The following is a 23,878-nucleotide window of genomic DNA, read 5'->3' on the forward strand; positions in this document are numbered from 1 at the left end:
TACGGATGTTCAGTGCGCGCGGCAACCCGGTCAGGCGTTGTTTTCCAACACTTCACGGATACGCGCTTTGTAGGTTTCCAGCTTCTGCGGCGTCATCATGCGGCGCTCGTCGTCCAGCACCACACCGCCCACATCGTCGGCGATGCGCTGCGCCGACTGCAGCATCAGCTTGAAGTTCTGATTGGCGTCGCCGTAAGACGGCACCATCATGAACATCGACACGCCCGGCGTGGAGAAATCGGACATCATGTCAGGATCGAACGACCCCGGCTTGACCATGTTCGCCAGGCTGAACAGCACCGGGCCGCTGCCGGCCGGGCTGATATGGCGGTGGAAGATGCCCATCTCGCCAAACTGGAAGCCCGCCTGCAACACGCTCTGCAGCAGCACTTCGCCGCCGATCACGCCGCCCTGATGGGCCGCGACGTGCAGCACCAGCACGGTCTCTTTCAGTTTAGCCTGTACTGGCGCAGCGGCCGGCTGTTGCGGTGCAGGTTCCGACGCAGGCTTCACTTCCGGCGCTTGCTGCACCGGGGCGGGTTCGGCGTGGAAGGCCGGTTCCGCCACCAGCGGCGCCTCATGTTCATGCGGCAGATCGTCAACGCGCGGCTCACGGCGCGCGGCCGGTTGCGGTTGCTGCGGCTCGGCCGGTTCTTCGTCCGGCGCGTAGTTGTTCAGCAGGATGTCATCGTACTCCGGCCGCTGAGACAGCGGAGGCGGCGTCTGATGAGCAGCCGGCTGAACGGCGCGGGGCGCAGGCGCAGCCGCCGGAGCGGGCTTCGGCGCGGCCACGGGTTCTTCGCGTGCGGCATCGAAATGGCCGAATGACGGCTCGTCTTGCGGGTGAGCGGCGCGTACGCGCACCTCACCGACGCCTTCTTCGAGATCGTCGATCGGAGTTTGTTCACGTTCCTTTTGGGAACGTTTGGCTGGGCGATCGCGGAAGAGCGCTGACCGTTCTTTGCGACTGGTCCACAGACCGTGCAATAACAGCGCTATTATGGCGATCGCGCCAACAACGATTAATATCAGACGCAAATCCTGCATCATTGCTATCTCTGTTGTTCCAATACATTGCCACCGCGGCAAACATTCACTCTTTAACTCTATTTGCCCGCGCACACAAGTGCAAGTCCGTGCTGAACTTTATGCCAATAAAGATGATTATACTGCCTTTTTCTGCTGGTTTTTCAGCCAACCCTACCCTAGCCAGTGGAAAATCATCCCTATATGATAATGATGCCTGTTCAGACAACGAGATAACTTAAGATATGTCCTATACGCAGCCCCCTTCCCGTTCCACCAGCGGCATTCATTATTTCGCCGAAGGCTGGCGCCTGATTTCGCGCCCGGGGATTAAACGCTATGTGGTCCTGCCGTTGCTGGTCAACGTGCTGCTGATGGGCTCCGCTTTCTGGTGGCTGTTCAGCCGCCTCGGCGACTGGATCCCGGCGATGATGAGCCACGTTCCCGATTGGCTGCAATGGTTGAGCTACCTACTGTGGCCGCTGGCGGTCATTTCGGTGCTGCTGGTGTTCAGCTATCTGTTCAGCACCCTCACCAACCTGATCGCCGCCCCGTTCTGCGGCCTGCTGGCCGAACAGCTCGAAGGCAGCCTGACCGGCAAACCGCTGCCGGACACCGGCCTGCTCGGCATCGCCAAAGACCTGCCGCGCATCATGGCGCGCGAATGGCGCAAGCTGATGTATTACCTGCCGCGCGCGCTGCTGCTGCTGGCGCTGTACTTCGTGCCCGGCATCGGCCAGACGGTGGCACCGGTGCTGTGGTTCCTGTTCAGCGCCTGGATGCTGGCGATCCAGTATTGCGACTATCCGTTCGACAACCACAAGGTGAGCTTTGCCGATATGCGCCGCGCACTGCGCCAGCACAAAACCGACAATCTGCAGTTCGGCGCGCTGGTCAGCCTCTTCACCATGATCCCCATCCTCAACCTGGTGATCCTGCCGGTCGCCGTCTGCGGCGCCACCGCGATGTGGGTCGATCGTTATCGCACGCAATTCGTCCGATAATCGCCGTTTTTTACCGCCGACAGCGCGGGAATTTTCGACAGGGCGCGCATTTCGCGCCCTTATCATTGTGCTTAAAACTTATTTCCTAATAACATATAGATATACCAATTCTTTACTTCCCTGCCGGTACTGTTAGCGTATGCTTTCGATGTTCCCCACATTTTCATAGAGTTAAAGGACGGGCTATGAGCAAGATATATGAAGACAACTCATTAACAATCGGCCATACGCCGCTGGTTCGTCTGAACCGTATCGGCAACGGACGCATTCTGGCCAAGGTTGAATCACGCAACCCGAGCTTCAGCGTCAAATGCCGCATCGGTGCCAATATGATTTGGGATGCGGAACAACGCGGCGTGCTGACCGCCGGCAAGGAACTGGTGGAGCCGACCAGCGGCAACACCGGCATCGCGCTGGCCTTCGTGGCCGCCGCGCGCGGCTACAAGCTGACGCTGACCATGCCGGAAACCATGAGCATCGAGCGCCGCAAGCTGCTCAAGGCGCTGGGCGCCAATCTGGTGCTGACCGAAGGGGCGAAAGGCATGAAAGGCGCCATCGCCAAAGCGGAAGAGATCGTCGCTACCGATCCGAACCGCTACCTGATCCTGCAGCAGTTCAGCAACCCGGCCAACCCGGCCATCCATGAAAAAACCACCGGTCCGGAAATCTGGGAAGACACTGACGGGGAAGTCGACGTGTTCATCTCCGGCGTCGGCACCGGCGGCACGCTGACCGGCGTCAGCCGCTACATCAAGAATACCAAAGGCAAAGCCATCACCACCGTGGCGGTCGAGCCGACCGACTCGCCGGTCATCAGCCAGGCGCTGGCGGGTGAAGAGCTGAAGCCGGGCCCGCACAAAATTCAGGGCATCGGCGCCGGCTTCATTCCAGGCAACCTCGATCTGGACCTGGTGGATCGCGTCGAAAAAATCTCCAACGACGAAGCCATCAGCATGGCGCGCCGTCTGATGGACGAAGAAGGCATCCTGGCGGGCATCTCCTCCGGCGCAGCGGTCGCGGCGGCGGTAAAACTGGCCGAAGAACCGGCGTTCGCCGACAAGACCATTGTGGTTATCCTGCCCTCTTCCGGCGAACGTTATCTCAGCACCGCGCTGTTTGCCGATCTGTTCACCGAGCAGGAATTGCAGCAGTAATTCCGGCACTGCACAAATCGCTAAAAAAGCACCCCACGGGGTGCTTTTTTGTGGACTGGATCAAACTTTATAGCAGTCCAAGATTGCTTTTGCCCGTCGCCTTTAGTATTTAACGGTGCATTATTTCGATGCGCAAAATTAATCACTCTCCGAGCCCGGTCAAGGCTGAATCGATTTACTCATCTGTCGCCGACGCGGCGAATCGGGCATAATGGGGAGCGGATTGGAACGACGTCAAAAGCCGAGTTTTTTGATCTGAAGTGCCTAACGCGTCGTTTTCTGTTGCATCAACGTTCGCCCCTGTCCATAGTCAGGCGCTATAACCAGACAAGCTAAAGTCAGGCCCCTGGGCTAAACTTTAGCTCCACAACATTAATCCAATAAGTTGGGGAAACATCAATGTTCCAGCAAGAAGTTACTATTACCGCTCCGAATGGTCTGCATACTCGCCCTGCCGCTCAGTTCGTTAAAGAAGCAAAAGGCTTCACGTCTGACATCACCGTAACCTCCAACGGCAAAAGCGCCAGCGCCAAAAGCCTGTTCAAACTGCAAACTCTGGGGCTGACTCAAGGGACCGTAGTGACCATCTCCGCTGAAGGTGAAGACGAGCAGAAAGCCGTTGAGCACTTGGTAAAACTGATGGCAGAGCTTGAGTAATCGGCCCGTCTTTTTAGTTAACACCAGTCAAGAGTAAGGTAGGGTTATGATTTCAGGCATTTTAGTATCACCGGGCATCGCTTTTGGTAAGGCTCTCTTGCTGAAAGAAGACGACATTGTCATCAACCGGAAGAAAATCTCTGCTGATCAAGTAGAGCAGGAAGTCTCGCGTTTTCTGGCCGGCCGCGCGAAAGCGTCCGAACAGCTGGAAGCGATCAAGACCAAAGCTGGCGAAACCTTCGGCGAAGAGAAGGAAGCTATCTTCGAAGGCCACATCATGTTGCTGGAAGACGAAGAGCTTGAGCAGGAAATCATAGCCCTAATCAAAGACGATCTGGCCTCCGCAGACGCCGCCGCCTACACCGTGATCGAAGGCCAGGCGAAAGCGTTGGAAGAGCTGGACGACGAATACCTGAAAGAACGCGCCGCCGACGTGCGCGACATCGGCAAACGCCTGCTGCAGAACATTCTGGGCATGCCTATCGTCGATCTGGGCTCCATTCAGGACGAAGTGATCCTGGTGGCCACCGATCTGACCCCGTCCGAGACCGCGCAGCTGAACCTGGACAAAGTGCTGGGCTTCATTACCGATCTCGGCGGCCGCACCTCCCACACCTCTATCATGGCGCGCTCCCTGGAGCTGCCGGCGATCGTCGGCACCAGCGACGTGACCAAGCAGGTGAAGAACGACGACTATCTGATTCTGGACGCGGTTAACAACCAGATTTACGTTAACCCGACCGCTGACGTTATCGATCAGCTGAAAGCCGCCCAGAACCAATACATCACTGAGAAAAACGATCTGGCCAAGCTGAAGGACCTGCCGGCGATTACGCTGGACGGCCATCAGGTTGAAGTCTGCGCCAACATCGGCACCGTGCGCGACGTCGCGGGTGCAGAGCGCAACGGCGCGGAAGGCGTCGGCCTGTATCGTACCGAATTCCTGTTCATGGACCGCGACTCGCTGCCAACCGAAGACGAGCAGTTCCAGGCTTATAAAGCCGTGGCAGAAGCCATGGGCTCACAGGCCGTGATCGTCCGCACCATGGACATCGGCGGCGACAAAGACCTGCCGTACATGAACCTGCCGAAGGAAGAGAACCCGTTCCTCGGCTGGCGCGCCATCCGCATCGCGATGGACCGCCGTGAAATCCTGCACGCCCAGCTGCGCGCCATCCTGCGCGCCTCGGCGTTCGGCAAACTGCGCATCATGTTCCCGATGATCATCTCCGTGGAAGAAGTGCGCGATCTGAAAGGCGAAATCGAGACGCTGAAGGCGCAGCTGCGCGAAGAAGGCAAGGCGTTTGACGAGAGCATCGAAGTGGGCGTGATGGTGGAAACACCGGCTGCGGCGGTCATCGCTCACCACCTGGCGAAAGAAGTCGACTTCTTTAGTATTGGGACAAACGATCTAACCCAGTATACTCTGGCGGTAGATCGCGGCAACGAGCTGATTTCTCATCTCTATAACCCGATGTCCCCATCAGTGCTTGGCCTGATTAAACAGGTTATTGATGCATCTCACGCGGAAGGCAAGTGGACCGGCATGTGCGGCGAACTGGCTGGCGATGAGCGTGCTACACTGTTGTTATTGGGCATGGGGCTGGATGAGTTCAGCATGAGTGCGATTTCAATCCCGCGCATCAAGAAAATTATTCGCAACACGAATTTCGAAGATGTGAAGGCGTTGGCAGCGCAAGCCTTGGCACAGCCAACGGCACAAGACCTGATGAATTGCGTCAATAAATTCATCGAAGAAAAAACGCTCTGCTAAACTTCCACGACACTGGAACGCCGCCCAATTTAATGCTTAGGAGAAGATCATGGGTTTGTTCGATAAACTGAAATCTCTGGTTTCTGATGACAAGAAAGACACGGGCACTATCGAGATCGTCGCTCCCCTTTCTGGCGAAATCGTCAATATCGAAGATGTGCCGGACGTAGTGTTCGCTGAAAAAATCGTTGGCGACGGTATCGCCATCAAACCGGCCGGCAACAAAATGGTTGCTCCGGTTGACGGCACCATCGGTAAGATTTTCGAAACCAACCATGCATTCTCTATCGAATCCGACAGCGGCATTGAGCTGTTCGTCCACTTCGGCATCGATACCGTAGAACTGAAAGGCGAAGGCTTCAAACGCATCGCCGAAGAAGGTCAGCGCGTCAAGAAAGGTGACGTCGTTATCGAGTTCAACCTGCCACTGCTGGAAGAGAAAGCCAAGTCTACCCTGACGCCGGTCGTTATCTCCAACATGGACGAGATCAAAGAGCTGATCAAACTGTCCGGCAGCGTGACCGTTGGCGAAACCCCGATCATCCGCATCAAGAAGTAATCGCGAATGAGCAAGATAAACGGCGCCCTCGGCGCCGTTTTTTTTATCCCCTTCGTCGTATCCCAATCTCGCTACGTTATGACGACCAGCGCGGGATACGCAGGGTAATGACCAGCCCCTCTCTGTCGCCGTTGCGCGCCTCAACCTGGCCGCCGTGCGCCAATACCACCTTGCGGGTAATCGCCAGCCCCAGGCCGTAACCCTTGCCCGACTGCGCCGACTTCACGCGCACGAATGGATCGAAGATGCTCGACAGTTTCGACTCCTCCACGCCTGGCCCCTGATCGCTGACGGCGAGCTGGAACAGGTTGTCGATGCGCGACAGGGCCACCGTCACCCGCTGGCCCTGGCTGGAAAAGCGCAGCGCATTGCGCACGATGTTGTCCACCGCGCGCCGCATCAGCTCCGCATTGCCCTTGACGGTATACTCCACGTCCGACTCGGCCTGCAGCACGATCTCCACGCCGGGCACCTGCGCCTCGTAGCGCGCATCGCTCACCACCGCATCCACCAGGCCGTACAGATCGAAGTATTCCTCGTCCGGCAGGCTGCTGTGTTCGGTGCGCGACAGCGCCAGCAGCTCGCCGATCATTTTATCCAGCCGCCCCGACTCATGTTCGATGCGCTTGAGCGAGGTTTCGACGTTGCCGGCATTCTGCCGCGCCAGGCCGATCGCCAACTGCAGGCGCGCCAGCGGCGAACGCAGTTCGTGCGAGACATCGTGCAACAGCTGCTCGCGGGCGCTGACCAGCAGCTCCAAGCGTTCGGCCATGGTGTCAAAATCGCGCGCCACGTCGGACAGCTCGTCATGACGGCGCCGCATTTTCGGGAACAGCCGCACCGACAGATCGCCCTGCGCCACCCGATCCAGGCCGCCGCGCAGCTGACGCATCGGCCGGGTCAGGTTCCAGGCCAGTACGGCGCTGAACAGCAAACCGCCCAGCCCGCCGACCCACAACATCGGCGCAGGAATGTTGAAGAAATGGGAACGCCGCTCCGGCCGATACTCTTCCCGCAGCCCGCGCACGTTATAACTCAGCCAATATCCCTGCCCTTCCCCGGTCTGCACCCAGGCGGAAATCGCTTTCGGCATCCGCCGCCCTTCAAACAGCGGTTCTTCCGGCGCGGGCGGCGGCGGTTGGGTCATCGGCGTTACCGACAGCAGACGCCTGTCGTCCTCCGGCCAGTCGCGCATCAGCGCTTCCAGCGCCGGCATGCCGCCGCTGCGCAATTGGGTGGCGGCGGAGGTCAGCTGCAGGCCGATCGCCCGCCGCGCCATGGCGTTCTCCGGCGGCACATAGCGATCGCCATAAAGAGAAAACGCCACCCACAGGGCCTGCGTCATGATGAGAAAGGTCAGCCAAAAGCCGAGCAAAATTTTCCAGAACAGTCTTCCGCGCATGTCAGGTTACCGGATGCGATAGCCGATGCTGCGCACCGTTTCGATGCTCAGCGTATTGCCGGCCAACGCGCTCAGCTTCTGGCGGATATTGCTGATATGCACATCCACGCTGCGGTCATAGGCTTCACGCGGGCGCCCCAGCCCCTTCTCGGACAATTCGTCCTTCGACACCACGCGGTCCGGCGCGCGCAGCAACAGCTCCAACAGATTGAATTCCGAAGCGGTCAGATCGAACGCCTTGCCGCGCCATTCGCTGCTGCGGGTTGAAGGGTTTAACGTCAGCTCGCCAACGCTGATGGCGGCCTCGTCGTCCGCTTCTTGCGGCCGTTCTTCGAAACGGCGCAGCACCGCGCGCAAACGCGCCACCAATTCGCGCGGATAGCAGGGTTTGGGCATGTAATCGTCGGCGCCCATCTCCAGACCAATCACCCGATCGATGTTGTCACCTTTGGCGGTCAGCATGATGATCGGCAGCCGGCTCTTTTTGCGCACGTCGCGCAGCACGTCGATGCCGCTCATATCCGGCAGCATGATGTCGAGGATCATCGCGGTATAGTCGCCCGACAGCGCGCCCTCTACCCCCGCCTTGCCGGTCAGCACCAGCGTGGCGTCGAAACCTTCGCCCGTCAGGTATTCGCTCAGCATGGTGCCAAGCTCCAGGTCATCGTCGACCAGTAAAATTTTCATGCCTTGCTCCTTCACCGATTTTCGTTATTTTCCCGCCAATTTCGCCGGTCCGCAGCCGGTTTTACTCAATCCTTACACATCGCTTTTGGCGTCTCGTCACCGTTATTGTGGCCGCTGTCGCGCGATTTCTCTACTTCAGTCATGGCATTGGCGCACGGGCAAGCGGTAGCCGCCGCAAGCGGGGCTGCCGTCTGTCGAAAGGAAAGGAGGAAAGGTTTTCCCGACGGAACACACCGCCGGGAGGGCGCGCTCAGCCGAACACGCCGGTTGAAAGGTAGCGATCGCCGCGGTCGCAGACGATCGCCACCACCACGCTGCCGGGGTGAGCCGCGGCGACGCGCAAGGCGCCGACCACCGCGCCGCCGGAGCTGACGCCGCAGAAGATGCCTTCACGCTGCGCCAGCTGGCGCATGGTCTGCTCGGCATCGCCCTGTTCAATATCCAGCACCTGATCCACCAGCTCCGGGCGGAAAATACCCGGCAGGTAAGCGGGCGCCCAGCGGCGAATGCCGGGGATGCTGCTGCCCTCCGCCGGCTGCAGGCCGATGATCTGCACCTGCGGATTCTGGCTTTTCAGGTAACCGCCCACGCCGGTAATGGTGCCGGTGGTGCCCATGCTGGAAACGAAATGCGTGATGCGCCCTTCGGTTTGGCGCCAAATCTCCGGGCCGGTGGTGGTGAAATGGGCGTAGGGATTGTCCAGGTTGTTGAACTGATCCAGCACCTTGCCCTGCCCCTGACGCTGCATCTCCAGCGCCAGATCGCGCGCCCCTTCCATGCCCTGCTCACGGCTGACCAGGATCAGCTCGGCGCCGTAGGCGCGCATCGCCGCCTGCCGCTCCAGGCTCATGTTCTCCGGCATCAACAGCTTCAGCGAATAGCCTTTCAATGCCGCGATCATCGCCAGCGCAATGCCGGTGTTGCCGCTGGTGGCCTCAATCAGCACGTCGCCGGGCCTGATCTCACCGCGCAGCTCCGCCTGCTGGATCATCGCCAACGCAGCGCGATCCTTCACCGATCCCGCCGGGTTGTTGCCTTCCAGTTTGACCCATACCTCGCTGCCCGCCTGGGCGGCCAGCCGTTGCAGTTTTACCAGCGGGGTATTCCCGATGCATTGTTCGAGCGTTGTCACGATCTTTGCCTGTGTGTTGGTGTGCGTAAAGTAAAAAGGCAACCCTGGGGTTGCCTTGAATAAAGGGCTGCTAAAACCTATCAGGCGCTTTTGGCTAACGCAACAGGTTGCAGCAGTTGATCGCCGGCATACAGCCGCGCATTGAGGCTGCCGACGTAATAACGGCCGCCGCGCACCGGCGTGGCGTTGCCTTCCGGCAGCACCACGCTGATCGGTTCCTGGTGCCAGCCGATCGGCTGCACCGTCAGCTGCCAGAAATGGCCGCGCGGACTGACTTCCAGCACCTGAACCGGCAGCGGGCAACGTTCGCTGCTTTCGGTCGCCACTTCCATTTCCCACGGGCGCAGGAACAGGTCGACGCTGCCCTGGTGCATCGGCTGGAACGACAACGGCCACTGATGCGCGCCGACGAACAGCTGGGAGCCGCGAATTTCGCCGTTCAGGCGGTTCACTTCCCCCATGAATTCCAGCACAAAGCGGCTCGCCGGTTCGCGCATGATGTCGACCGGCGACCCGACCTGTTCGATATTGCCCTGGCTCATCACCACGATGCGGTCGGCCACTTCCATCGCCTCTTCCTGATCGTGGGTGACGAACACGCTGGTGAATTTCAGCTCTTCATGCAGCTGACGCAGCCAGCGGCGCAGCTCTTTGCGCACCTGCGCATCCAGCGCGCCGAACGGTTCATCCAGCAGCAGAATCTGCGGTTCCACCGCCAGGGCGCGCGCCAGCGCCACGCGCTGTTTCTGGCCGCCGGACAGCTGCGACGGATAGCGGGTAGCCAGGTGGCCCAGCTGCACCATTTCCAGCAGTTGAGTGACTTTCTGTTTGATCGCCGCGGCGTTCGGGCGCTCGCGGCGCGGCAGCACGGTCAGGCCGAAGGCGATGTTATCGAACACCGTCATGTGGCGGAACAGCGCATAGTGCTGAAATACGAAGCCCACGCGCCTGTCGCGCGCGTGCATGTGGCTGACGTCGGTGCCGTGGAAGCCCAGCTTGCCGCCGCTCTGGCTTTCCAGCCCGGCGATGATGCGCAGCAGTGTGGTCTTGCCGGAACCGGACGGCCCGAGCAGCGCCACCATTTCGCCGGAAGCAATATCGAGCGAGATATCGTTCAATACCTTGGTGCGACCGAAGGACTTGTTGATGCCGTTAATCTCAATGCTCATGATTTTCCTCCCGCTCAAGACGCGCGTTTTGACGTTCCAGACGCCACTGCAGCGCGCTCTTCAAAAATAGGGTAACGATCGCCATCAGGGTCAACAGGGCGGCAGCGGTAAAGGCTCCGACGGTGTTGTAATCCTGCTGCAACAGCTCGACCTGCAGCGGCAGGCTGTAGGTCTCTCCGCGAATCGAACCGGACACCACCGACACCGCGCCGAACTCGCCGATGGCGCGCGCGTTGGTCAGCACCACGCCGTACAGCAGCGCCCAGCGAATGTTGGGCAGCGTCACGCGGCGGAACATTTGCCAGCCGGACGCTCCCAGCAGAATGGCGGCCTCATCTTCCTGGCTGCCCTGGCTGAGCATCATCGGCACCAGCTCACGCACCACGAAGGGACAGGTGACGAAAATGGTCACCAGCACCATGCCCGGCCAGGAGAACATCACCTGAATGTTATGCGCATCCAGCCAGCCGCCCAACAGGCCGTTGCTGCCGTAAAACAGCAGATAAATCAGCCCCGCCACCACCGGTGATACGGCGAACGGGATATCGATCAGCGTCAGCAGCAGCTGGCGGCCGGGGAAGGTAAAACGCGTCACCAGCCACGCCAGCAACGTGCCGAACACCAGGTTGAACGGCACGGTGATCAGCGCGATCAGGACCGTCAGCCAAATGGCGTGCAGCATGTCCGGATCGAGCAAATTGCTCCACATCGCGCCGAATCCTTTGGAGAAGGCCTCGGCGAAAATCGATATCATCGGCACCACCAGCAGCAGCGCCGAAAACAGCGTGCCGATGGCGATCAGCGTCCATTTGCCCCAGTTGACGCGCGGGCGCTCGGCGCCGTTGAAGGCGGAAATATCAGCCATCAGTGCCCTCCTCCCAAACGTCTGCCGAAGCGGCTTTGCAATACGTTAATGCTGAACAGCAGCAGCAGCGACGCCGCCAGGATCACCGAGGCGATGGCGCTGGCCGCCGGGTAATCGAACTCCTGCAAACGCACAAAAATCATCAGCGAGGTCACTTCCGTCTTCCAGGCGATATTGCCGGCGATGAAAATCACCGCCCCGAACTCGCCCAGACTGCGGGTAAAGGAAATGGCGGTGCCGGCCAGCAGCGCCGGCGCCACTTCAGGCAGCACGACGCGACGAAAACTCTGCCAACGTGTGGCGCCCAGCGTCTCGGCCGCTTCTTCGTATTCCGGCCCCAGCTCTTCCAGAACCGGCTGCACGGTGCGCACCACAAACGGCAGGCTGGTGAACGCCATCGCCACCGCGATCCCAAGCCAGGTGAAGGTGACTTTGATGTCGAAGTGCGCCAGCCACTGCCCGTACCAGCCCGTGGTGGAAAACAGACCGGCCAGCGTCAGGCCGGCTACCGCCGTCGGCAGCGCGAACGGCAGGTCGATCAGTCCATCCAGCAGCGAACGGCCGGGAAAGCGGTAGCGCGTCAGGATCCAGGCCATCAGCATGCCGAACACCGCATTGAACAGGCTGGCGACAGCGGCCGCCAGCAGCGTCACTTTATACGCCGCCACCACCTGCGGGTTGGAAATCACTTCCCAATATTGCGCCAGGCTCATCTGCGCCAGCTGCATCACCAGCGCACTGAGCGGCAGCAGCAGGATCAAACAGGTATAAAACAGGCTGCTGCCGAGGCTGAGGCCAAATCCGGGCAGCACCCGCTTACTGGACGACAACGCCAACATTTACTTGCGCCCTGCCGCTAACAGCTGATCCAGCTCGCCGCCGGTGGCGAAGTGGGTTTTCATCACCTGCGGCCAGCCGCCGAATTGATCTTCCACGCGGAACAGTTGGGTGTCCGGGAATTGCCCCTTGGCCGCCGCCATCGCTTTCTGGTCATACACGCGGTAGTAGAAGCTGGTGATCACCTGCTGCGCCGCCGGGCTGTAGAGATAGTTCAGATAGGCTTTGGCCGCCTGTTCGGTGCCGTTGCGCGCGACGTTTTTGTCGACCCAAGCCACCGGGAACTCCGCCAGAATATCGACCGGCGGCACGATCACGTCGTACTTGTCTTCACCGTATTGCTTGCGGATGTTATTCACTTCGGACTCGAAGCTGATCAACACGTCGCCCAAACCGCGCTCGACGAAGGTGGTGGTCGCGCCGCGGCCGCCGGTATCGAACACCAACACGTTTTTCAGGAAACGGGTCATGAAGGCGCGGGTCTTGGCCGCATCGTTGCCGTCGGCCTGGCTGGCGGCGCCCCAGGCGGCCAGATAGGTGTAACGGCCGTTGCCGGAGGTTTTCGGGTTCGGGAACACCAGCTTCACGTCGTCACGCACCAGATCGTTCCAGGTGTGGATACCCTTCGGGTTGTCCTTGCGCACCAGAAACGCCATGGTGGAATAGAACGGCGAGCTGTTGTTCGGCAGACGCGACTGCCAGTCCGCCGGGATCAGCTGCCCGCGATCGTGCAGGATCTGTACGTCGGTGACCTGGTTGTAGGTCACCACGTCGGCGCGCAGGCCCTGCAGGATCGCCAACGCCTGCTTCGACGAGCCGGCGTGCGATTGTTTGATGGTCAGCTTGTCATTCGGATGCTGCTGGTTCCACTGCTGTTCAAAGCCGGGATTCAGCGCGACGAACAATTCACGGGAAACGTCATAAGAGCTGTTCAGCAATTCCGCCGCCGACACGGCGCCGCTCGCCAACAGCGCAGCCGCCAGCCAACCTTTCAGCACGAGATTTTTAACCCGGTTTTGTTTCATTCTGCACCTTATCACTGAGTCATTCCTTCAGGCTTTCGCCTTATTGACGACCAGTGTATTTATAACTCGGTGCGGAGCTGTAACGCTTTTATATACCGTTTAGTGATTTACAAGCATCAAACGCTATAAGGCAGGAAATGCGAGGCGTTTTGGGGGCGGGAAAACAGACCGAAGCCGGACGCGCCGGCTTCGGCAACGGCGTCAAAGTGACAGCAGGCGCGTCAGCGATGGCGCAAAATAGTAGCTGCCGGTGACCGCACGGCTGAAACGCAGCATCGCGTCGCGTTTGCCGTCCAGATCGCCGAACATGCTCAGCAGTTGCTGCTCGATATTGTGCAGGCGCGCGCAATAGGCGATGAAGAACAGGCCGTGCTTGCCGCTGGCGGTGCCGTAAGGCAGGCTCTGGCGCAGAATTTTCAGGCCTTTGCCGTTCTCTTTCAGATCGACGCGGCTGACGTGCGAGGTATCCGGGCGCCGATCCGCCGGCAGCTCTTCGCTGTCGTGCTTGGTGCGGCCGATGATCTGCTCCTGTTGCTCGGTGGTAAAGCGCTGCCACTGGCGCAGGTTGTGCTCGTAGCGTTGCACCAGCACGTAGCTGCCGCCGGCGTCCTCTTCACCTTCGGCGATCGTCGCCACTGCCGGGCGTTGATCGCCCTGCGGGTTTTCGGTGCCGTCGATGAAGCCGCTCAGATCGCGCTCTTCCACCCAGCGGAAACCGTGGGTTTCTTCCTCAATCTTGATGACGTTGCCGAACGCCGCCAGCGCGGCCTGCGCCAGCGTGAAGTTGACGTCGTGACGCAGCGACTGGATGTGGATCAGCATATCGCGCTGGGTGGCCGGCGCCAGCCCTTTGCCGAGCGGCGTGAACGGCTTCAGCTCTTTCGCGCCCTGGCCGCTGGAGAGATCGTGCCAGACGTCGTAGCCGAAAGCGATCACCGCGCCGAGGCGCGCATCGGGGAACTGCTGCTGCAGCTCGCTCAGCGTCTGACAAAACTGTTTGCAGCCCTGGCGCAAATCGGCGAATTCGCCCTGTACGCTGGCTTCCATAAAAATGGCGAAACGGCAGTGCTCCAGCAGAATGCCGCTCTGAACCTGTGTCATGTTGTTATCCTCAATACCAGAATCCGGCAACAGGTAAGGTATGGCGGTTGACGCGCGGGGTCCCTGTTACAAACGCGCGCTATCATACCGCAAGCACAGGCGATTGCCTTGCAGCAGCGCAAAGAAAATAGGGGTAATGATTTGGACAAGCAGGCGCCGGGAACCGGCGCCCGTTGAACGCGTTACTGCTGCGGCTTGGCGTGCCAAATGATTTTGCTGACCGTCCAGCTTTTCAGGGTGTCGTCCGGCGGGATGATATCCTGCGCGCCGGCCCACTTGCCGCTGAAGATGTAGGTGACGTATTTGCTCTGCTCCGCCACGCACTCCACTTTACCGGCGTCTTCGCCGCTGCCCGGCTTACAGGAGCCGAACGCCTTGCTGTACATGTCGCCGAACGGCGTGCCGAGCTTGTTGCCCCACTCCGTCGCCACTTTCGGATCCAGCACGTCCACCCGCTGCAGGCGCCCTTTCGGTTCGCCGGTGATCACCAGCTTCACCTCGTCGCCGGACAGCGCCTGATAATAAGAGACGATCTGGCCGTTGTTGGTCGCCATGCCGCCGCGCAGGCGGTAGTTGCCGTCCAGCCCGTCGTTGATGGCGCTTTCCGACATCGGCGTGCCGGCGTTGAGCTTGCCGACGCCCTTGGCGCCGACTTCCAGGCTGCTGCCGAACCAGTTGAACGGCGACAGGCTGGACCAGGAGAAATTGGACATGCTCGAACAGCCGGTCAGTAACAGCGGAAGCCCTAACAACAGGGGGCGAATATTCATCTCTAGCTCCTTAGACATCAATGGCACTGGGCGGGTCACCCGCTCCTGCCGCATTCGGCGTTTTGCTGCGTGCCAGCCTCTCACAACGGCCCGCACTACGCCAACGGTTGCCAGCTTGGAGTGCGGAAAATGCGAAAAGTGCCGCACTTCTCGGCAATTAGTCGGCGCGCTCCGCCGGCGCGAAACAGGCTTTCAGACGCGTGTTCAGCAGCAGATAGCTCAGCGCCAGCGCGTCGAGCAGCGCCAACGTCAGCTCCAGCCCCGGCGCATCGCCGTCCTGGCGCCACAGGCTGAACAGCGAGCCGCCGAACGACGCCAGCAGCGAGACAGCCAGCCCCCAGCGCCAACCGCGCCACAGCCGCGGCCATTGGTGGCGACGGCCGCTCAGCAAAAACGCCAGCGCCGCCGGCAGACCGAGCAGCATGCCGTACCAAAAGCGTTGGGTATCCGGATAAAACAACGCCAACAAGCTTTCGCCCTGCTCGCGCGAAGCGCCGGCCATCACGAACAACAGCCAGGTGCGCGCCTGCAAAATCAGCACGGCCCAAAATCCCAGCGGCAGCCGCAGCGCGCCGTGCTGATCGTAATCGTCCGGGGAAAACCGGGGTGAGAATGGCTTCAACGCTCGTTCCTTGCCAACAGAATAAAGACTATGGCTACAGATGGGCGCCGGCGATGGGAATTTCAATGCGTCGGCTTAAGAAGCTCTTAAGATCGGTGTGTTTTAATCCTTATCACTTAGCAAGCCCCCGATATCAGCGGGATGTGATTTTCGATAACGATAAGGAAGCGCAACATGAAAAAACTGACTCTGGCCGCTCTGATCGCGCTGTGCAGCGCACCGGTACTGGCGCAACAAGGCGGGTTCCTCGATCCGGCCGCGCCGCAGGCTCAAACGCAAACCACCGCACAAGGTGGTTTCTCCGGCCCCAGCGCGGCGCTGACCACCGTGGACAAGGTGAAATCGCTGAGCGACGACACCTGGGTGATGCTGCAAGGCAACATCGAGCAGCGCATCGGCGACGATACCTACACCTTCCGCGACGCCACCGGCACGCTGACGGTCGAGATCGATCGCAAGCGCTGGAACGGCCAAACCGTCACGCCGAAAGACAAAGTGCAGTTGGAAGGCAAAGTGGATAAAGACTGGAGCAGCGTCGAAGTGGACGTGAAAACCGTTAAAAAGCTGCCGTAATGCGTTGCGGCGGGCGGGGCAACGCCGCCGCCCGCCGCTCGATCAATATTCCTGATCTTCGATCAGCCGCTTGCCCAGGCTGGTGATGCCCTGGATCTCGTAGCCGAGCTTCTCGTACATCTCGACCACCGTGTCGTTGTCTTCGCGCACCATAATCTGGATCTTCGGGCAGCCGCGAGCGATCAGCTTCTTCTCCAGACGATTGATCAACGCATTGGCGATGCCGCGCCCGCGATAGTCGGGATGCACCCCGAGGTAATACGCCGAGCCGCGGTGGCCGTCATAGCCGCCCATCACCGAACCGACCACTTCGCCGCCGACTTCCGCCACCAGGAACAGCTCAGGATCGTGGTTCAGCTTGCGCTCGATGTCCATTTCCGGATCGTTCCAGGGCCGCAGCAGATCGCAGCGCTCCCACAGGGTAATGACTTCTTCAAAGTCGTCTTGTCGAAATACGCGAATTTCCATCGATGTTGGCCGCTGTTAATTAAGGTGTTTATCTGATTATCGCGTGATTATTCACTTACGCAATATCAAACTGCGATTTACCGCGCTATTTGCCCCGAAATCGCCGGTAACAGGCGTAATAAATGGAAATAGTTATCGGGTCGATTAATGATTATCAATACGATATAACGTCGCGAAATAGAATCGTCGATGGAGCGTTGCGTAATGAAAAAGCAGGGTAAACAATTCCTCAATTTTAAGCCGCTTGCCGTTTCCCCGACGCGACGCCAACTGTTGCTTTCCGGCCTGGCGGTAGCGCTGTTCGGCGTGAAAAACCCAAGCGCCAAGGCGGAAGGCATGCTGCGCAATCAGCACAGCAAACCGGCGGCGAAACCGGCCGGCGGCAAAAAGCGGGTGATGATCGATCCCGGCCACGGCGGCATCGACTCCGGCGCGGTCGGCCACGAAGGTTCGCAGGAAAAACACATCGTGCTGGAAATCGCCAACCACGTGCGCCGTTTCCTGCATGAGCACGATCACATCGAGGCGCGCCTGACGCGCGAAGAAGACGAATTCATTCCGCTGTTCCAGCGGGTGGAGATCGCCCACCAGCACCAGGCCGATCTGTTCATTTCCATTCACGCCGACGGTTTTACCAGCCCGTCGGCCTCCGGCGCTTCGGTATTCGCCCTCTCCAACCGCGGCGCCAGCAGCGCCATGGCGCGCTACCTGTCCAACCGTGAAAACGCCGCCGACGACGTAGCGGGCGGCAAATACAAGGATCAGGACAACTACCTGCAGCAGGTGCTGTTCGATCTGGTGCAAACCGACACCATCAACAACAGCCTGACGCTCGGCCGCCACGTGCTCGGCCAAATTCGTCCGGTACACCATCTGCACAGCGACAGCACCGAACAGGCGGCGTTCGCGGTGTTGAAATCCCCGTCCATTCCCTCGGTGCTGGTAGAAACCTCGTTCATCACCAACCCGAACGAAGAACGGCTGCTGGGCACCACCGCGTTTCGCGAGAAAATCGCCCGCGCCATCGCGGACGGCATCGTCAACTTCTTCGACTACTTCGACGCACACCAACGCAAACCCCGCTGATGCCGCGGGCGGCGAATAAGAGTATACTCAGCGCCTTGTTCAGCCAGACGCTATAAAGACCCCGCATGAGTTTACCTAACATCGCTGAAGTAAAATCCTTCCTGCTGGCGCTGCAGGATCATATCTGCGCGCAGCTCGCCCAGGCCGATGGCGGCGCCGTGTTCACCGAAGACCAATGGACGCGTGAAGAAGGCGGCGGTGGCCGCAGCCGCGTGCTGACCAACGGCGCGGTGTTCGAACAGGCGGGGGTCAACTTCTCGCACGTCTCCGGCGCCACCCTGCCGGCCTCGGCGACCGCGCACCGTCCGGAACTGGCCGGGCGCAGCTTCCAGGCGATGGGCGTCTCCCTGGTTATCCATCCGCTCAGCCCCTACGTGCCCACCAGCCACGCCAACGTACGCTTTTTCATCGCTGAAAAGCCGGGCGAAGCGCCGGTGTGGTGGTTCGGCGGCGGTTTTGACCTGACGCCGTTCTACGGTTTCGCAGAGGATGCCGTGCACTGGCACCGCACCGCGGCCGAGCTGTGCGCGCCGTTCGGCGACGAGGTCTACCCCAAATATAAACAGTGGTGTGACGATTACTTTTTCATCAAGCATCGCAACGAAGCGCGCGGCATCGGCGGCCTGTTCTACGACGATCTGAACACCCCGGATTTCGACCATTGTTTCGCCTTCACCCGCGCGGTGGGCCAGGGCTTCCTCGACGCCTACCTGCCGATTGTCGAAAAACGCAAGGCTTTGACCTGGGGCGAGCGCGAGCGCCAGTTCCAGCTGTATCGCCGCGGCCGCTATGTGGAGTTCAACCTGGTGTGGGATCGCGGCACGCTGTTCGGGCTGCAAACCGGCGGGCGCACCGAGTCCATCCTGATGTCGATGCCGCCGTTGGTGCGTTGGGAATATAACTACCAGCCGGACGCCGACAGCCCGGAAGCGGCGCTGGCGCGCGATTTCCTGCCGGTGCGCGACTGGCTGCGGGAGACGAAATGATGCAGATTTGGGTCGATGCGGACGCCTGTCCGAACGTGATCAAGGAAGTGCTGTTCCGCGCCGCCGATCGCACCGCCATCACCGTGACGCTGGTGGCGAACCAACCGCTGCGCACGCCGCCGTCGAAGTACATCCGTTCGCTGCAGGTGGCGGCCGGCTTCGACGTGGCCGATAACGAGATCGTGCGCCGCTGCGAAGCGGGCGATCTGGTGATCACCGCCGACATTCCGCTGGCGGCGGAGGTGATTGAGAAAGGCGCGGTGGCGCTGAACCCGCGCGGCGAACGCTATACGCCGGACACCATTCGCGAGCGCCTCAACATGCGCGATTTTATGGATACCCTGCGCGCCAGCGGCATTCAGACCGGCGGCCCGAACGCCCTGAACCAGCGCGACCGCCAGCAGTTCGCCAACGAGCTGGACAAATGGCTGCTGCAGGCGAAACGGGCGCAGTGACTGCGCCCTGCTCTGCTGCGGTTTAGAAGCGCACCTCCCCGCCGAAGATATAAGTCCGCCCACGGGCGGTGTTGGTCGGCGTCTCATACTGCGACTGCGACGGCAGCGAGTTCATCTTGTTCAGCGCGTCCGAATAGTCTCTGTCCATCAGGTTTTGCACGCTGAGCTTCAGCAGCAGATTGCGATTCACCTGATAGGTGCCGTACAGATCGATAATGGTCGGAATATGCGGCGCCGGCTCCTTCAGCAACTGCTCATTCTCATCGTAATCAGAGTCCGGCGACAGACGCACCGACTTGCCGGTGTATTTCACCACCCCGCCCAGCGTCAGTTTTTCGTCCAGCAGGCGCACCCCGCTGTCCAGCGTGAAGTAGAATTCCGGCAGTTCGCTGATATCGCCCGCGCCGAATACGTTGCTGGCCTGGTTGGTCGGCTGGGAGGTATGCTCCTTGCTTAACGACAGTTTGGTGAAGGCGAAACCGGCGTCGTACAGCGCCTCAAGCTCCACCCCGCGCGTTTTGACCGGATCGGGAGCATTGTTGTACATGGTCATGCTGACGTTGATGTCCGCGTTATCCCACTCTTCCTGCGTCGCCTGCGAACGATTGCACTTCTGACGGTTTTTACACACCAGGTAGGTTTGGCTGGATATGTAGTTTTTGATCTTGGTTTCGAAATAGACCGCTTTCAGTTGGAAGCTGTCCTGCTTGAACAACAGATCGTGGGCATTGGCGTTGAACCCGCCCTGCCAGGTCTCCGCTTTTTCACCCTTCAGGAACGGGTTCATCGACTGGCCGCCGCTGTTGGCGAAGAACACTTCCTGGATATTCGGCCCGCGCATCGACTTGCTGTAGCTGACGAACGGCTGCAGCCACGGCGTCACCTGCGCCGACAGCATGACCGACGGGTTGAAGCCGTGTTCATTGCGGTTGATAGTGCCAGCGCCCTGAGGGAAGCACTCTACGCGCTCATCACAGGCCGGCTTGTAGCCGGAGAGGCGATAGGCGGTGTAGTTCAGGTCGACATTTCCCTGCCAGATGCCGTAGTTGGCCTGCAACCCACTGTACAGGCTGGAGATATCTTGTTTGCCGGCAATGCCCACCGGCATGCTTTCCGCCTGATCCTGATCCGTCACCAGCCCGGATGCCTTTTTCTTATACTCGTTGCGCACCAGCTTGCCGCCGTAGCTGAAGGCGAAATCAATATCCCGCAGGCTGAAACGGCTGGTGTTGTTGATATCCAGCGCATCGGAAATGTTTTTCGCCGTGCTGTCGCTGAACCCCGCCATGTTGTTGGACATGAACTTCTGCTCACCGCGACTGGTGCTGGCGGTCAATTTGAAATCGATCAGTTCCGAGAACGGCGCGTAGTGGTATTTGAGGTAAAAATCTTCGCTGTCGATGTGGCGGCGGGTGATTTTATTCTGGTAGCTGCGCGCCGACAGTTCGATGCTGTTGAAGGCATCCGGCTTGATGTCCACTTTGAACAGCTGGGATTTCGGGTTCTGGCGGTAGGTTTTATCGACGTTGAACATCTCGCTGTCGAAACCGGCGCCGTTTTTGTAGTTAGAGGTGATGGAGCTGCCGCTGATCGCCGCCATCGCCCCCCAGGCTGCCGCCGTCGGCAAAGGCGGCAGTTTTGGCGCCCACGGCGATCATGCCGCTGCGGCCGATGCCGTTATTGCCCACCGAGAACTTGGTGCGTACGCCGAACGGGTTATCGGAAAACACCACGTCATCCACGCCGATGGTGCGGAAATTGGCGCTGCCCGCCAAGGCATTCACCCCGTCGGAACCGGTGGCGTTGCCGCGCGCCACATCAACGCCGACGATAAAGTTAGGATCGATCAGCGCCCCGAACTGGCTGGTGGGCATGCCGCCGTGCGCTGCATCGCTCGGGGAGTTGCCGTAGTAGTTTTGCGTGATGCCGTCGACCATGGTGTTGACCCGGCCGAAGCCGCTCAGGCCGCGAATATTGACGCTGACCGCTCCCTGGCCGGGGTCGATCTGGGTATAGGTGCCCGGCATGCTGCGCAGAATGCTGTCCACCGACTCCAGATTTTGGTTCTCGTCGCGCGAGCTGAACGCGCCCGGCCTCGCCAACGCGTCTTTTTCGCTGCTTTTGCCGCCGTCGGCGGCCGAGACGTTGAGCGGGCTGAACGCCACGCTGCCTTTATTATTTTCCGCCTGTTCCTGCGCGGCCACAGCCTGCCCGTGCAGCACCAGTCCCGCGCCGATCAGGCTCGCTATCATTTTAATTTTCATATATCCCCAGAAATAGCCAATAAGGTTTGATGGCCGACAATGCCCAGCAAAAAGCCCGCCGAAAGCGCGGTAAAAGATTGTTATTGTTTTATTGCGCCGCAGCGTGCCGCGGCGCTGAAGGTTATTTCTGCGCCTGCCGATCCGCCGCCAAAATAAAGGCGTACTCCAGCGCGCCGTTTTCCAGCCGCGCCAGGCGGCCCGATTTGCCACCGTGGCCGGCGGTCATGTCGGTGGAGAGCAGCAGCAGCGAATCGCCCTGTTTGAAACGCCGCAGCTTCGCCACCCATTTGGCCGGTTCCCAATACTGCACCTGCGAATCGTATAAACCGCTGGTGACCAGCAGGTTCGGGTAACGCTGTTTGCGCACGTTGTCATACGGGCTGTAGGACTTCATCAGCGCATAGGCGGCCGGCTGGTGCGGGTTGCCCCACTCCTCGTATTCGCCGGTAGTGAGCGGAATGCTGTCGTCCAGCATGGTGGTCACCACGTCGACGAACGGCACCTGCGCCACCACCGCGTTGTACAGCTGCGGCGCCTGATTGATCACCGCCCCCATCAGCAAACCGCCGGCGCTGCCGCCCATGGCGTAGATGCGCCCCGGCTGGCCGTAGCCGCCGTTGATCAGCGCCTGGGTGGCGTCGATGAAATCGTTGAAGCTGTTCGGTTTGTGCGTCAGCTTGCCCTGTTTGTACCAGCTCTGCCCCAGCTCGCCGCCGCCGCGCACGTGGATCAGCGCATAGACGAAGCCGCGATCCAGCAGGCTGATGCGGTTGGCGCTGAACGCCGGATCCATGCTCATGCCGTAAGCGCCATAGCCGTACACCAACAGCGGGTTATGCCCGTTTTTGAACAGCGACTTGCGATACACCAGCGAGACCGGCACCTTCACGCCGTCGCGCGCCGCGACCCAGATACGCTCGCTGTGATACAGGCTCGGATCGACGCCTTTCACTTCCTGCTGCTTGAGCAGAGTGCGCTCGCCCTTGTTCAGGTCCCACTCATAGGTGCGGGTCGGCGTGGTCATCGCCGAATAGCCGTAACGCAAACGATCGCTGTCCGGCTCGGGGTTATAGCCCAGCCAGGCCATGTAGCTGGCGTCGTCGAACGGGATGGCGCGCTCGGTTTTGCCGTCCCAGCTGATTTGCCGCAGCTGCACCAGCCCGTTGGCGCGCTCCTGCACCACCAGCCAGTCGCGGAACAGGCTGAAACTTTCCACCTCGTGCTGCGCCTGCGGCGCAATCAGCGTCTGCCAGGGGTTGCCCGCCGCCGCCGTGCGGTACAAGCCGAAGTTCGGATCCTGATGGTTGGAACGCAGATAGAACTCGCCGCGGTAGTGATCGAGATAATACTCGCGGCCGTTTTGCCGGGCGGCGAACAGCTGAGGCTCGCGCTGCGGCTGGTTGGCGTCGATCAGGCGCACTTCGGACGTGGTGTTGCCGCTGATGGTCAGAATCAGGTAATCGCGCGAAGAAGAACGGCTGAGGCTGAGGTAGAAAGCCGGATCGTTTTCCTGATACACCAGTTTATCTTCCGCCGGCGGCGTACCGTACTGATGGCGGTAGACCTGGTACGGCAGCAGCGTTTGCGGGTGGTTGCGCACGTAGAACAGGGTTTGGCTGTCGTTGGCCCACACCATGTTGCCGGAGGTGTTTTCCAGCGTTTCCGGCGACCAGCGTTCGCTGTCTATCTCGCGCAGGGAGATGCGGTATTGTCGGCGGCCCTGCAGATCTTCGGCCACCGCCAGGCGGCGGTTGTCCAGGCTCACGTCCAGCGCCCCCAGGCGATAATAGGCATGGCCGGCCGCGCGCTGATTGGCGTCCAGTAAGGTTTGCCACGGCGCGTCGGCGGTGAGCGCCTGGCGCTGATACCGCGCGAAATCTTTACCGGCGGCGTAGCTTTCCTGATAGCGATAGCCGTTGAGCTGATACGGCACCGAACGATCGTCAGGGTTCATGCGGCCCAGCATCTCCTGATACAGCGTGGCGCGCAGCTTCTGGTACGGCGCCATCATCTGCTCGGTGTAGCGGTTCTCCGCCTTCAGGTAGTCCAGCACCTTCTGATCTTTTCGGCTGTCGTCGCGCAGCCAGTAGTAATCGTCGGTACGCGTCTCGCCGTGGGCCGTCAGCGCTTTCGGCTCCCGTTCCGCCAACGGCGGCTGCGGTTGCGCCAGCGCGGCGCCGGCGATGCCTAAAGAAAGCCAGAGCGCGGCCGCGATGCGACGGCGCGGGGTAAATAACAGCGGATTCATAATCCCTCACGAAG

The 23,878-nt window shown here is 60.3% G+C and carries 22 protein-coding genes and 1 pseudogene; 9 read left to right on the forward strand and 14 right to left on the reverse strand.

Going from position 1 to position 23,878, the window contains the following annotated elements; all coding sequences use genetic code 11:
- Nucleotides 1-30 precede the first annotated feature (30 nt).
- Entirely contained in the window at nt 31-1,050 is a 1,020-nt protein-coding gene (zipA, locus tag ACORQT_RS17970; RefSeq protein ID WP_164057252.1) for a cell division protein ZipA, read from the reverse strand.
- A gap of 221 nt (nt 1,051-1,271) precedes the next feature.
- On the opposite strand from zipA, the gene cysZ reads away from it, so the two are divergent.
- The 5 genes from cysZ to crr all read left to right on the forward strand — a co-directional run bounded on the left by cysZ (nt 1,272) and on the right by crr (nt 6,174).
- Nucleotides 1,272-2,030 (forward strand): sulfate transporter CysZ, encoded by a 759-nt coding sequence (cysZ, locus tag ACORQT_RS17975; RefSeq protein WP_047574154.1) that lies wholly within the window; start codon nt 1,272-1,274, stop codon nt 2,028-2,030.
- Nucleotides 2,031-2,215: 185 nt separating this feature from the next.
- Nucleotides 2,216-3,184, forward strand: a complete 969-nt coding sequence (gene cysK, locus ACORQT_RS17980; protein WP_016926786.1) for a cysteine synthase A — start codon at nt 2,216-2,218, stop codon at nt 3,182-3,184.
- Between the two features lie 399 nt (nt 3,185-3,583).
- Nucleotides 3,584-3,841, forward strand: a complete 258-nt coding sequence (gene ptsH / locus ACORQT_RS17985; protein WP_004936458.1) for a phosphocarrier protein Hpr — start codon at nt 3,584-3,586, stop codon at nt 3,839-3,841.
- A gap of 46 nt (nt 3,842-3,887) precedes the next feature.
- The gene (gene ptsI, locus ACORQT_RS17990; protein ID WP_004936461.1) at nt 3,888-5,615 is read left to right on the forward strand and encodes a phosphoenolpyruvate-protein phosphotransferase PtsI; all 1,728 of its coding nucleotides are present in this window, start codon (nt 3,888-3,890) and stop codon (nt 5,613-5,615) included.
- Nucleotides 5,616-5,664: 49 nt separating this feature from the next.
- Entirely contained in the window at nt 5,665-6,174 is a 510-nt protein-coding gene (gene crr, locus ACORQT_RS17995) for a PTS glucose transporter subunit IIA (protein WP_004936467.1), read from the forward strand.
- A gap of 76 nt (nt 6,175-6,250) precedes the next feature.
- Here the strand turns inward: crr and ACORQT_RS18000 are convergent, their stop codons facing one another.
- The 10 genes from ACORQT_RS18000 to ACORQT_RS18045 all read right to left on the reverse strand — a co-directional run bounded on the left by ACORQT_RS18000 (nt 6,251) and on the right by ACORQT_RS18045 (nt 15,784).
- The gene (locus ACORQT_RS18000) at nt 6,251-7,576 is read right to left on the reverse strand and encodes an ATP-binding protein (RefSeq protein WP_033652556.1); all 1,326 of its coding nucleotides are present in this window, start codon (nt 7,574-7,576) and stop codon (nt 6,251-6,253) included.
- A 6-nt stretch (nt 7,577-7,582) separates the two neighbouring features.
- The gene (locus ACORQT_RS18005) at nt 7,583-8,263 is read right to left on the reverse strand and encodes a response regulator transcription factor (protein WP_033652557.1); all 681 of its coding nucleotides are present in this window, start codon (nt 8,261-8,263) and stop codon (nt 7,583-7,585) included.
- A gap of 250 nt (nt 8,264-8,513) precedes the next feature.
- Nucleotides 8,514-9,395, reverse strand: a complete 882-nt coding sequence (gene cysM / locus ACORQT_RS18010; protein ID WP_033652578.1) for a cysteine synthase CysM — start codon at nt 9,393-9,395, stop codon at nt 8,514-8,516.
- Between the two features lie 80 nt (nt 9,396-9,475).
- Entirely contained in the window at nt 9,476-10,564 is a 1,089-nt protein-coding gene (gene cysA / locus ACORQT_RS18015) for a sulfate/thiosulfate ABC transporter ATP-binding protein CysA (protein ID WP_033643965.1), read from the reverse strand.
- A complete protein-coding gene (cysW, locus tag ACORQT_RS18020; RefSeq protein ID WP_033643966.1) occupies nt 10,554-11,429 on the reverse strand; it encodes a sulfate/thiosulfate ABC transporter permease CysW in 876 nt (291 codons plus the stop codon). Before cysW ends, cysA begins: the two co-directional genes overlap by 11 nt.
- Nucleotides 11,429-12,268 carry a sulfate/thiosulfate ABC transporter permease CysT gene (gene cysT / locus ACORQT_RS18025; RefSeq protein WP_033652561.1) on the reverse strand — a complete coding sequence of 280 codons (840 nt, stop codon included), beginning with the start codon at nt 12,266-12,268 and terminating at the stop codon, nt 11,429-11,431. The genes cysW and cysT overlap by 1 nt, the downstream gene beginning before the upstream one ends.
- Nucleotides 12,269-13,291, reverse strand: coding sequence for a sulfate ABC transporter substrate-binding protein (locus ACORQT_RS18030; RefSeq protein WP_042785156.1), 1,023 nt, complete (start codon nt 13,289-13,291; stop codon nt 12,269-12,271).
- A gap of 201 nt (nt 13,292-13,492) precedes the next feature.
- The gene (locus tag ACORQT_RS18035) at nt 13,493-14,392 is read right to left on the reverse strand and encodes a Dyp-type peroxidase (protein ID WP_033643968.1); all 900 of its coding nucleotides are present in this window, start codon (nt 14,390-14,392) and stop codon (nt 13,493-13,495) included.
- Between the two features lie 182 nt (nt 14,393-14,574).
- Nucleotides 14,575-15,162 carry an RpoE-regulated lipoprotein gene (locus tag ACORQT_RS18040; protein WP_004936494.1) on the reverse strand — a complete coding sequence of 196 codons (588 nt, stop codon included), beginning with the start codon at nt 15,160-15,162 and terminating at the stop codon, nt 14,575-14,577.
- Nucleotides 15,163-15,319: 157 nt separating this feature from the next.
- On the reverse strand, nt 15,320-15,784 hold the full coding sequence (locus ACORQT_RS18045) for a DUF2919 domain-containing protein (protein ID WP_047025261.1): 465 nt from the start codon (nt 15,782-15,784) through the stop codon (nt 15,320-15,322).
- A 174-nt stretch (nt 15,785-15,958) separates the two neighbouring features.
- Between ACORQT_RS18045 and ACORQT_RS18050 the strand changes: the two genes are divergently transcribed.
- Nucleotides 15,959-16,357, forward strand: a complete 399-nt coding sequence (locus tag ACORQT_RS18050) for a YgiW/YdeI family stress tolerance OB fold protein (RefSeq protein WP_016926776.1) — start codon at nt 15,959-15,961, stop codon at nt 16,355-16,357.
- Nucleotides 16,358-16,399: 42 nt separating this feature from the next.
- On the opposite strand, the gene ACORQT_RS18055 is transcribed toward ACORQT_RS18050, so the two are convergent.
- Entirely contained in the window at nt 16,400-16,825 is a 426-nt protein-coding gene (locus ACORQT_RS18055) for a GNAT family acetyltransferase (protein WP_004936504.1), read from the reverse strand.
- Nucleotides 16,826-17,029: 204 nt separating this feature from the next.
- Between ACORQT_RS18055 and amiA the strand changes: the two genes are divergently transcribed.
- From amiA to ACORQT_RS18070, 3 genes are all read left to right on the forward strand, one after another.
- Nucleotides 17,030-17,911 (forward strand): N-acetylmuramoyl-L-alanine amidase AmiA, encoded by an 882-nt coding sequence (amiA, locus tag ACORQT_RS18060; protein WP_033652564.1) that lies wholly within the window; start codon nt 17,030-17,032, stop codon nt 17,909-17,911.
- Between the two features lie 65 nt (nt 17,912-17,976).
- A complete protein-coding gene (hemF, locus tag ACORQT_RS18065) occupies nt 17,977-18,897 on the forward strand; it encodes an oxygen-dependent coproporphyrinogen oxidase (RefSeq protein ID WP_069100654.1) in 921 nt (306 codons plus the stop codon).
- The gene (locus tag ACORQT_RS18070) at nt 18,897-19,352 is read left to right on the forward strand and encodes a YaiI/YqxD family protein (RefSeq protein WP_004936514.1); all 456 of its coding nucleotides are present in this window, start codon (nt 18,897-18,899) and stop codon (nt 19,350-19,352) included. The genes hemF and ACORQT_RS18070 overlap by 1 nt, the downstream gene beginning before the upstream one ends.
- Before the next feature lie 22 nt (nt 19,353-19,374).
- Here the strand turns inward: ACORQT_RS18070 and ACORQT_RS18075 are convergent.
- Nucleotides 19,375-21,616 (reverse strand): annotated as a pseudogene (locus ACORQT_RS18075) (TonB-dependent receptor domain-containing protein).
- 121 nt (nt 21,617-21,737) lie between these two features.
- Nucleotides 21,738-23,864: a S9 family peptidase gene (locus ACORQT_RS18080; protein ID WP_164057254.1), complete on the reverse strand. Its 2,127-nt coding sequence runs from the start codon at nt 23,862-23,864 to the stop codon at nt 21,738-21,740.
- Nucleotides 23,865-23,878 lie beyond the last annotated feature (14 nt).

It is taken from the genome of Serratia sp. (in: enterobacteria) (assembly GCF_052400455.1).
Classification (GTDB): Bacteria; Pseudomonadota; Gammaproteobacteria; order Enterobacterales; family Enterobacteriaceae; genus Serratia; species Serratia ureilytica.

Coding starts and splice junctions, on each gene's coding strand:
- zipA (WP_164057252.1), bottom strand. CDS start 1,050: ATGATGCAGGATTTGCGTCTGATATTAATCGTTGTTGGCGCGATCGCC.
- cysZ (WP_047574154.1), top strand. CDS start 1,272: ATGTCCTATACGCAGCCCCCTTCCCGTTCCACCAGCGGCATTCATTAT.
- cysK (WP_016926786.1), top strand. CDS start 2,216: ATGAGCAAGATATATGAAGACAACTCATTAACAATCGGCCATACGCCG.
- ptsH (WP_004936458.1), top strand. CDS start 3,584: ATGTTCCAGCAAGAAGTTACTATTACCGCTCCGAATGGTCTGCATACT.
- ptsI (WP_004936461.1), top strand. CDS start 3,888: ATGATTTCAGGCATTTTAGTATCACCGGGCATCGCTTTTGGTAAGGCT.
- crr (WP_004936467.1), top strand. CDS start 5,665: ATGGGTTTGTTCGATAAACTGAAATCTCTGGTTTCTGATGACAAGAAA.
- ACORQT_RS18000 (WP_033652556.1), bottom strand. CDS start 7,576: ATGCGCGGAAGACTGTTCTGGAAAATTTTGCTCGGCTTTTGGCTGACC.
- ACORQT_RS18005 (WP_033652557.1), bottom strand. CDS start 8,263: ATGAAAATTTTACTGGTCGACGATGACCTGGAGCTTGGCACCATGCTG.
- cysA (WP_033643965.1), bottom strand. CDS start 10,564: ATGAGCATTGAGATTAACGGCATCAACAAGTCCTTCGGTCGCACCAAG.
- cysW (WP_033643966.1), bottom strand. CDS start 11,429: ATGGCTGATATTTCCGCCTTCAACGGCGCCGAGCGCCCGCGCGTCAAC.
- cysT (WP_033652561.1), bottom strand. CDS start 12,268: ATGTTGGCGTTGTCGTCCAGTAAGCGGGTGCTGCCCGGATTTGGCCTC.
- ACORQT_RS18030 (WP_042785156.1), bottom strand. CDS start 13,291: ATGAAACAAAACCGGGTTAAAAATCTCGTGCTGAAAGGTTGGCTGGCG.
- ACORQT_RS18035 (WP_033643968.1), bottom strand. CDS start 14,392: ATGACACAGGTTCAGAGCGGCATTCTGCTGGAGCACTGCCGTTTCGCC.
- ACORQT_RS18040 (WP_004936494.1), bottom strand. CDS start 15,162: ATGAATATTCGCCCCCTGTTGTTAGGGCTTCCGCTGTTACTGACCGGC.
- ACORQT_RS18050 (WP_016926776.1), top strand. CDS start 15,959: ATGAAAAAACTGACTCTGGCCGCTCTGATCGCGCTGTGCAGCGCACCG.
- ACORQT_RS18055 (WP_004936504.1), bottom strand. CDS start 16,825: ATGGAAATTCGCGTATTTCGACAAGACGACTTTGAAGAAGTCATTACC.
- amiA (WP_033652564.1), top strand. CDS start 17,030: ATGAAAAAGCAGGGTAAACAATTCCTCAATTTTAAGCCGCTTGCCGTT.
- hemF (WP_069100654.1), top strand. CDS start 17,977: ATGAGTTTACCTAACATCGCTGAAGTAAAATCCTTCCTGCTGGCGCTG.
- ACORQT_RS18070 (WP_004936514.1), top strand. CDS start 18,897: ATGCAGATTTGGGTCGATGCGGACGCCTGTCCGAACGTGATCAAGGAA.
- ACORQT_RS18080 (WP_164057254.1), bottom strand. CDS start 23,864: ATGAATCCGCTGTTATTTACCCCGCGCCGTCGCATCGCGGCCGCGCTC.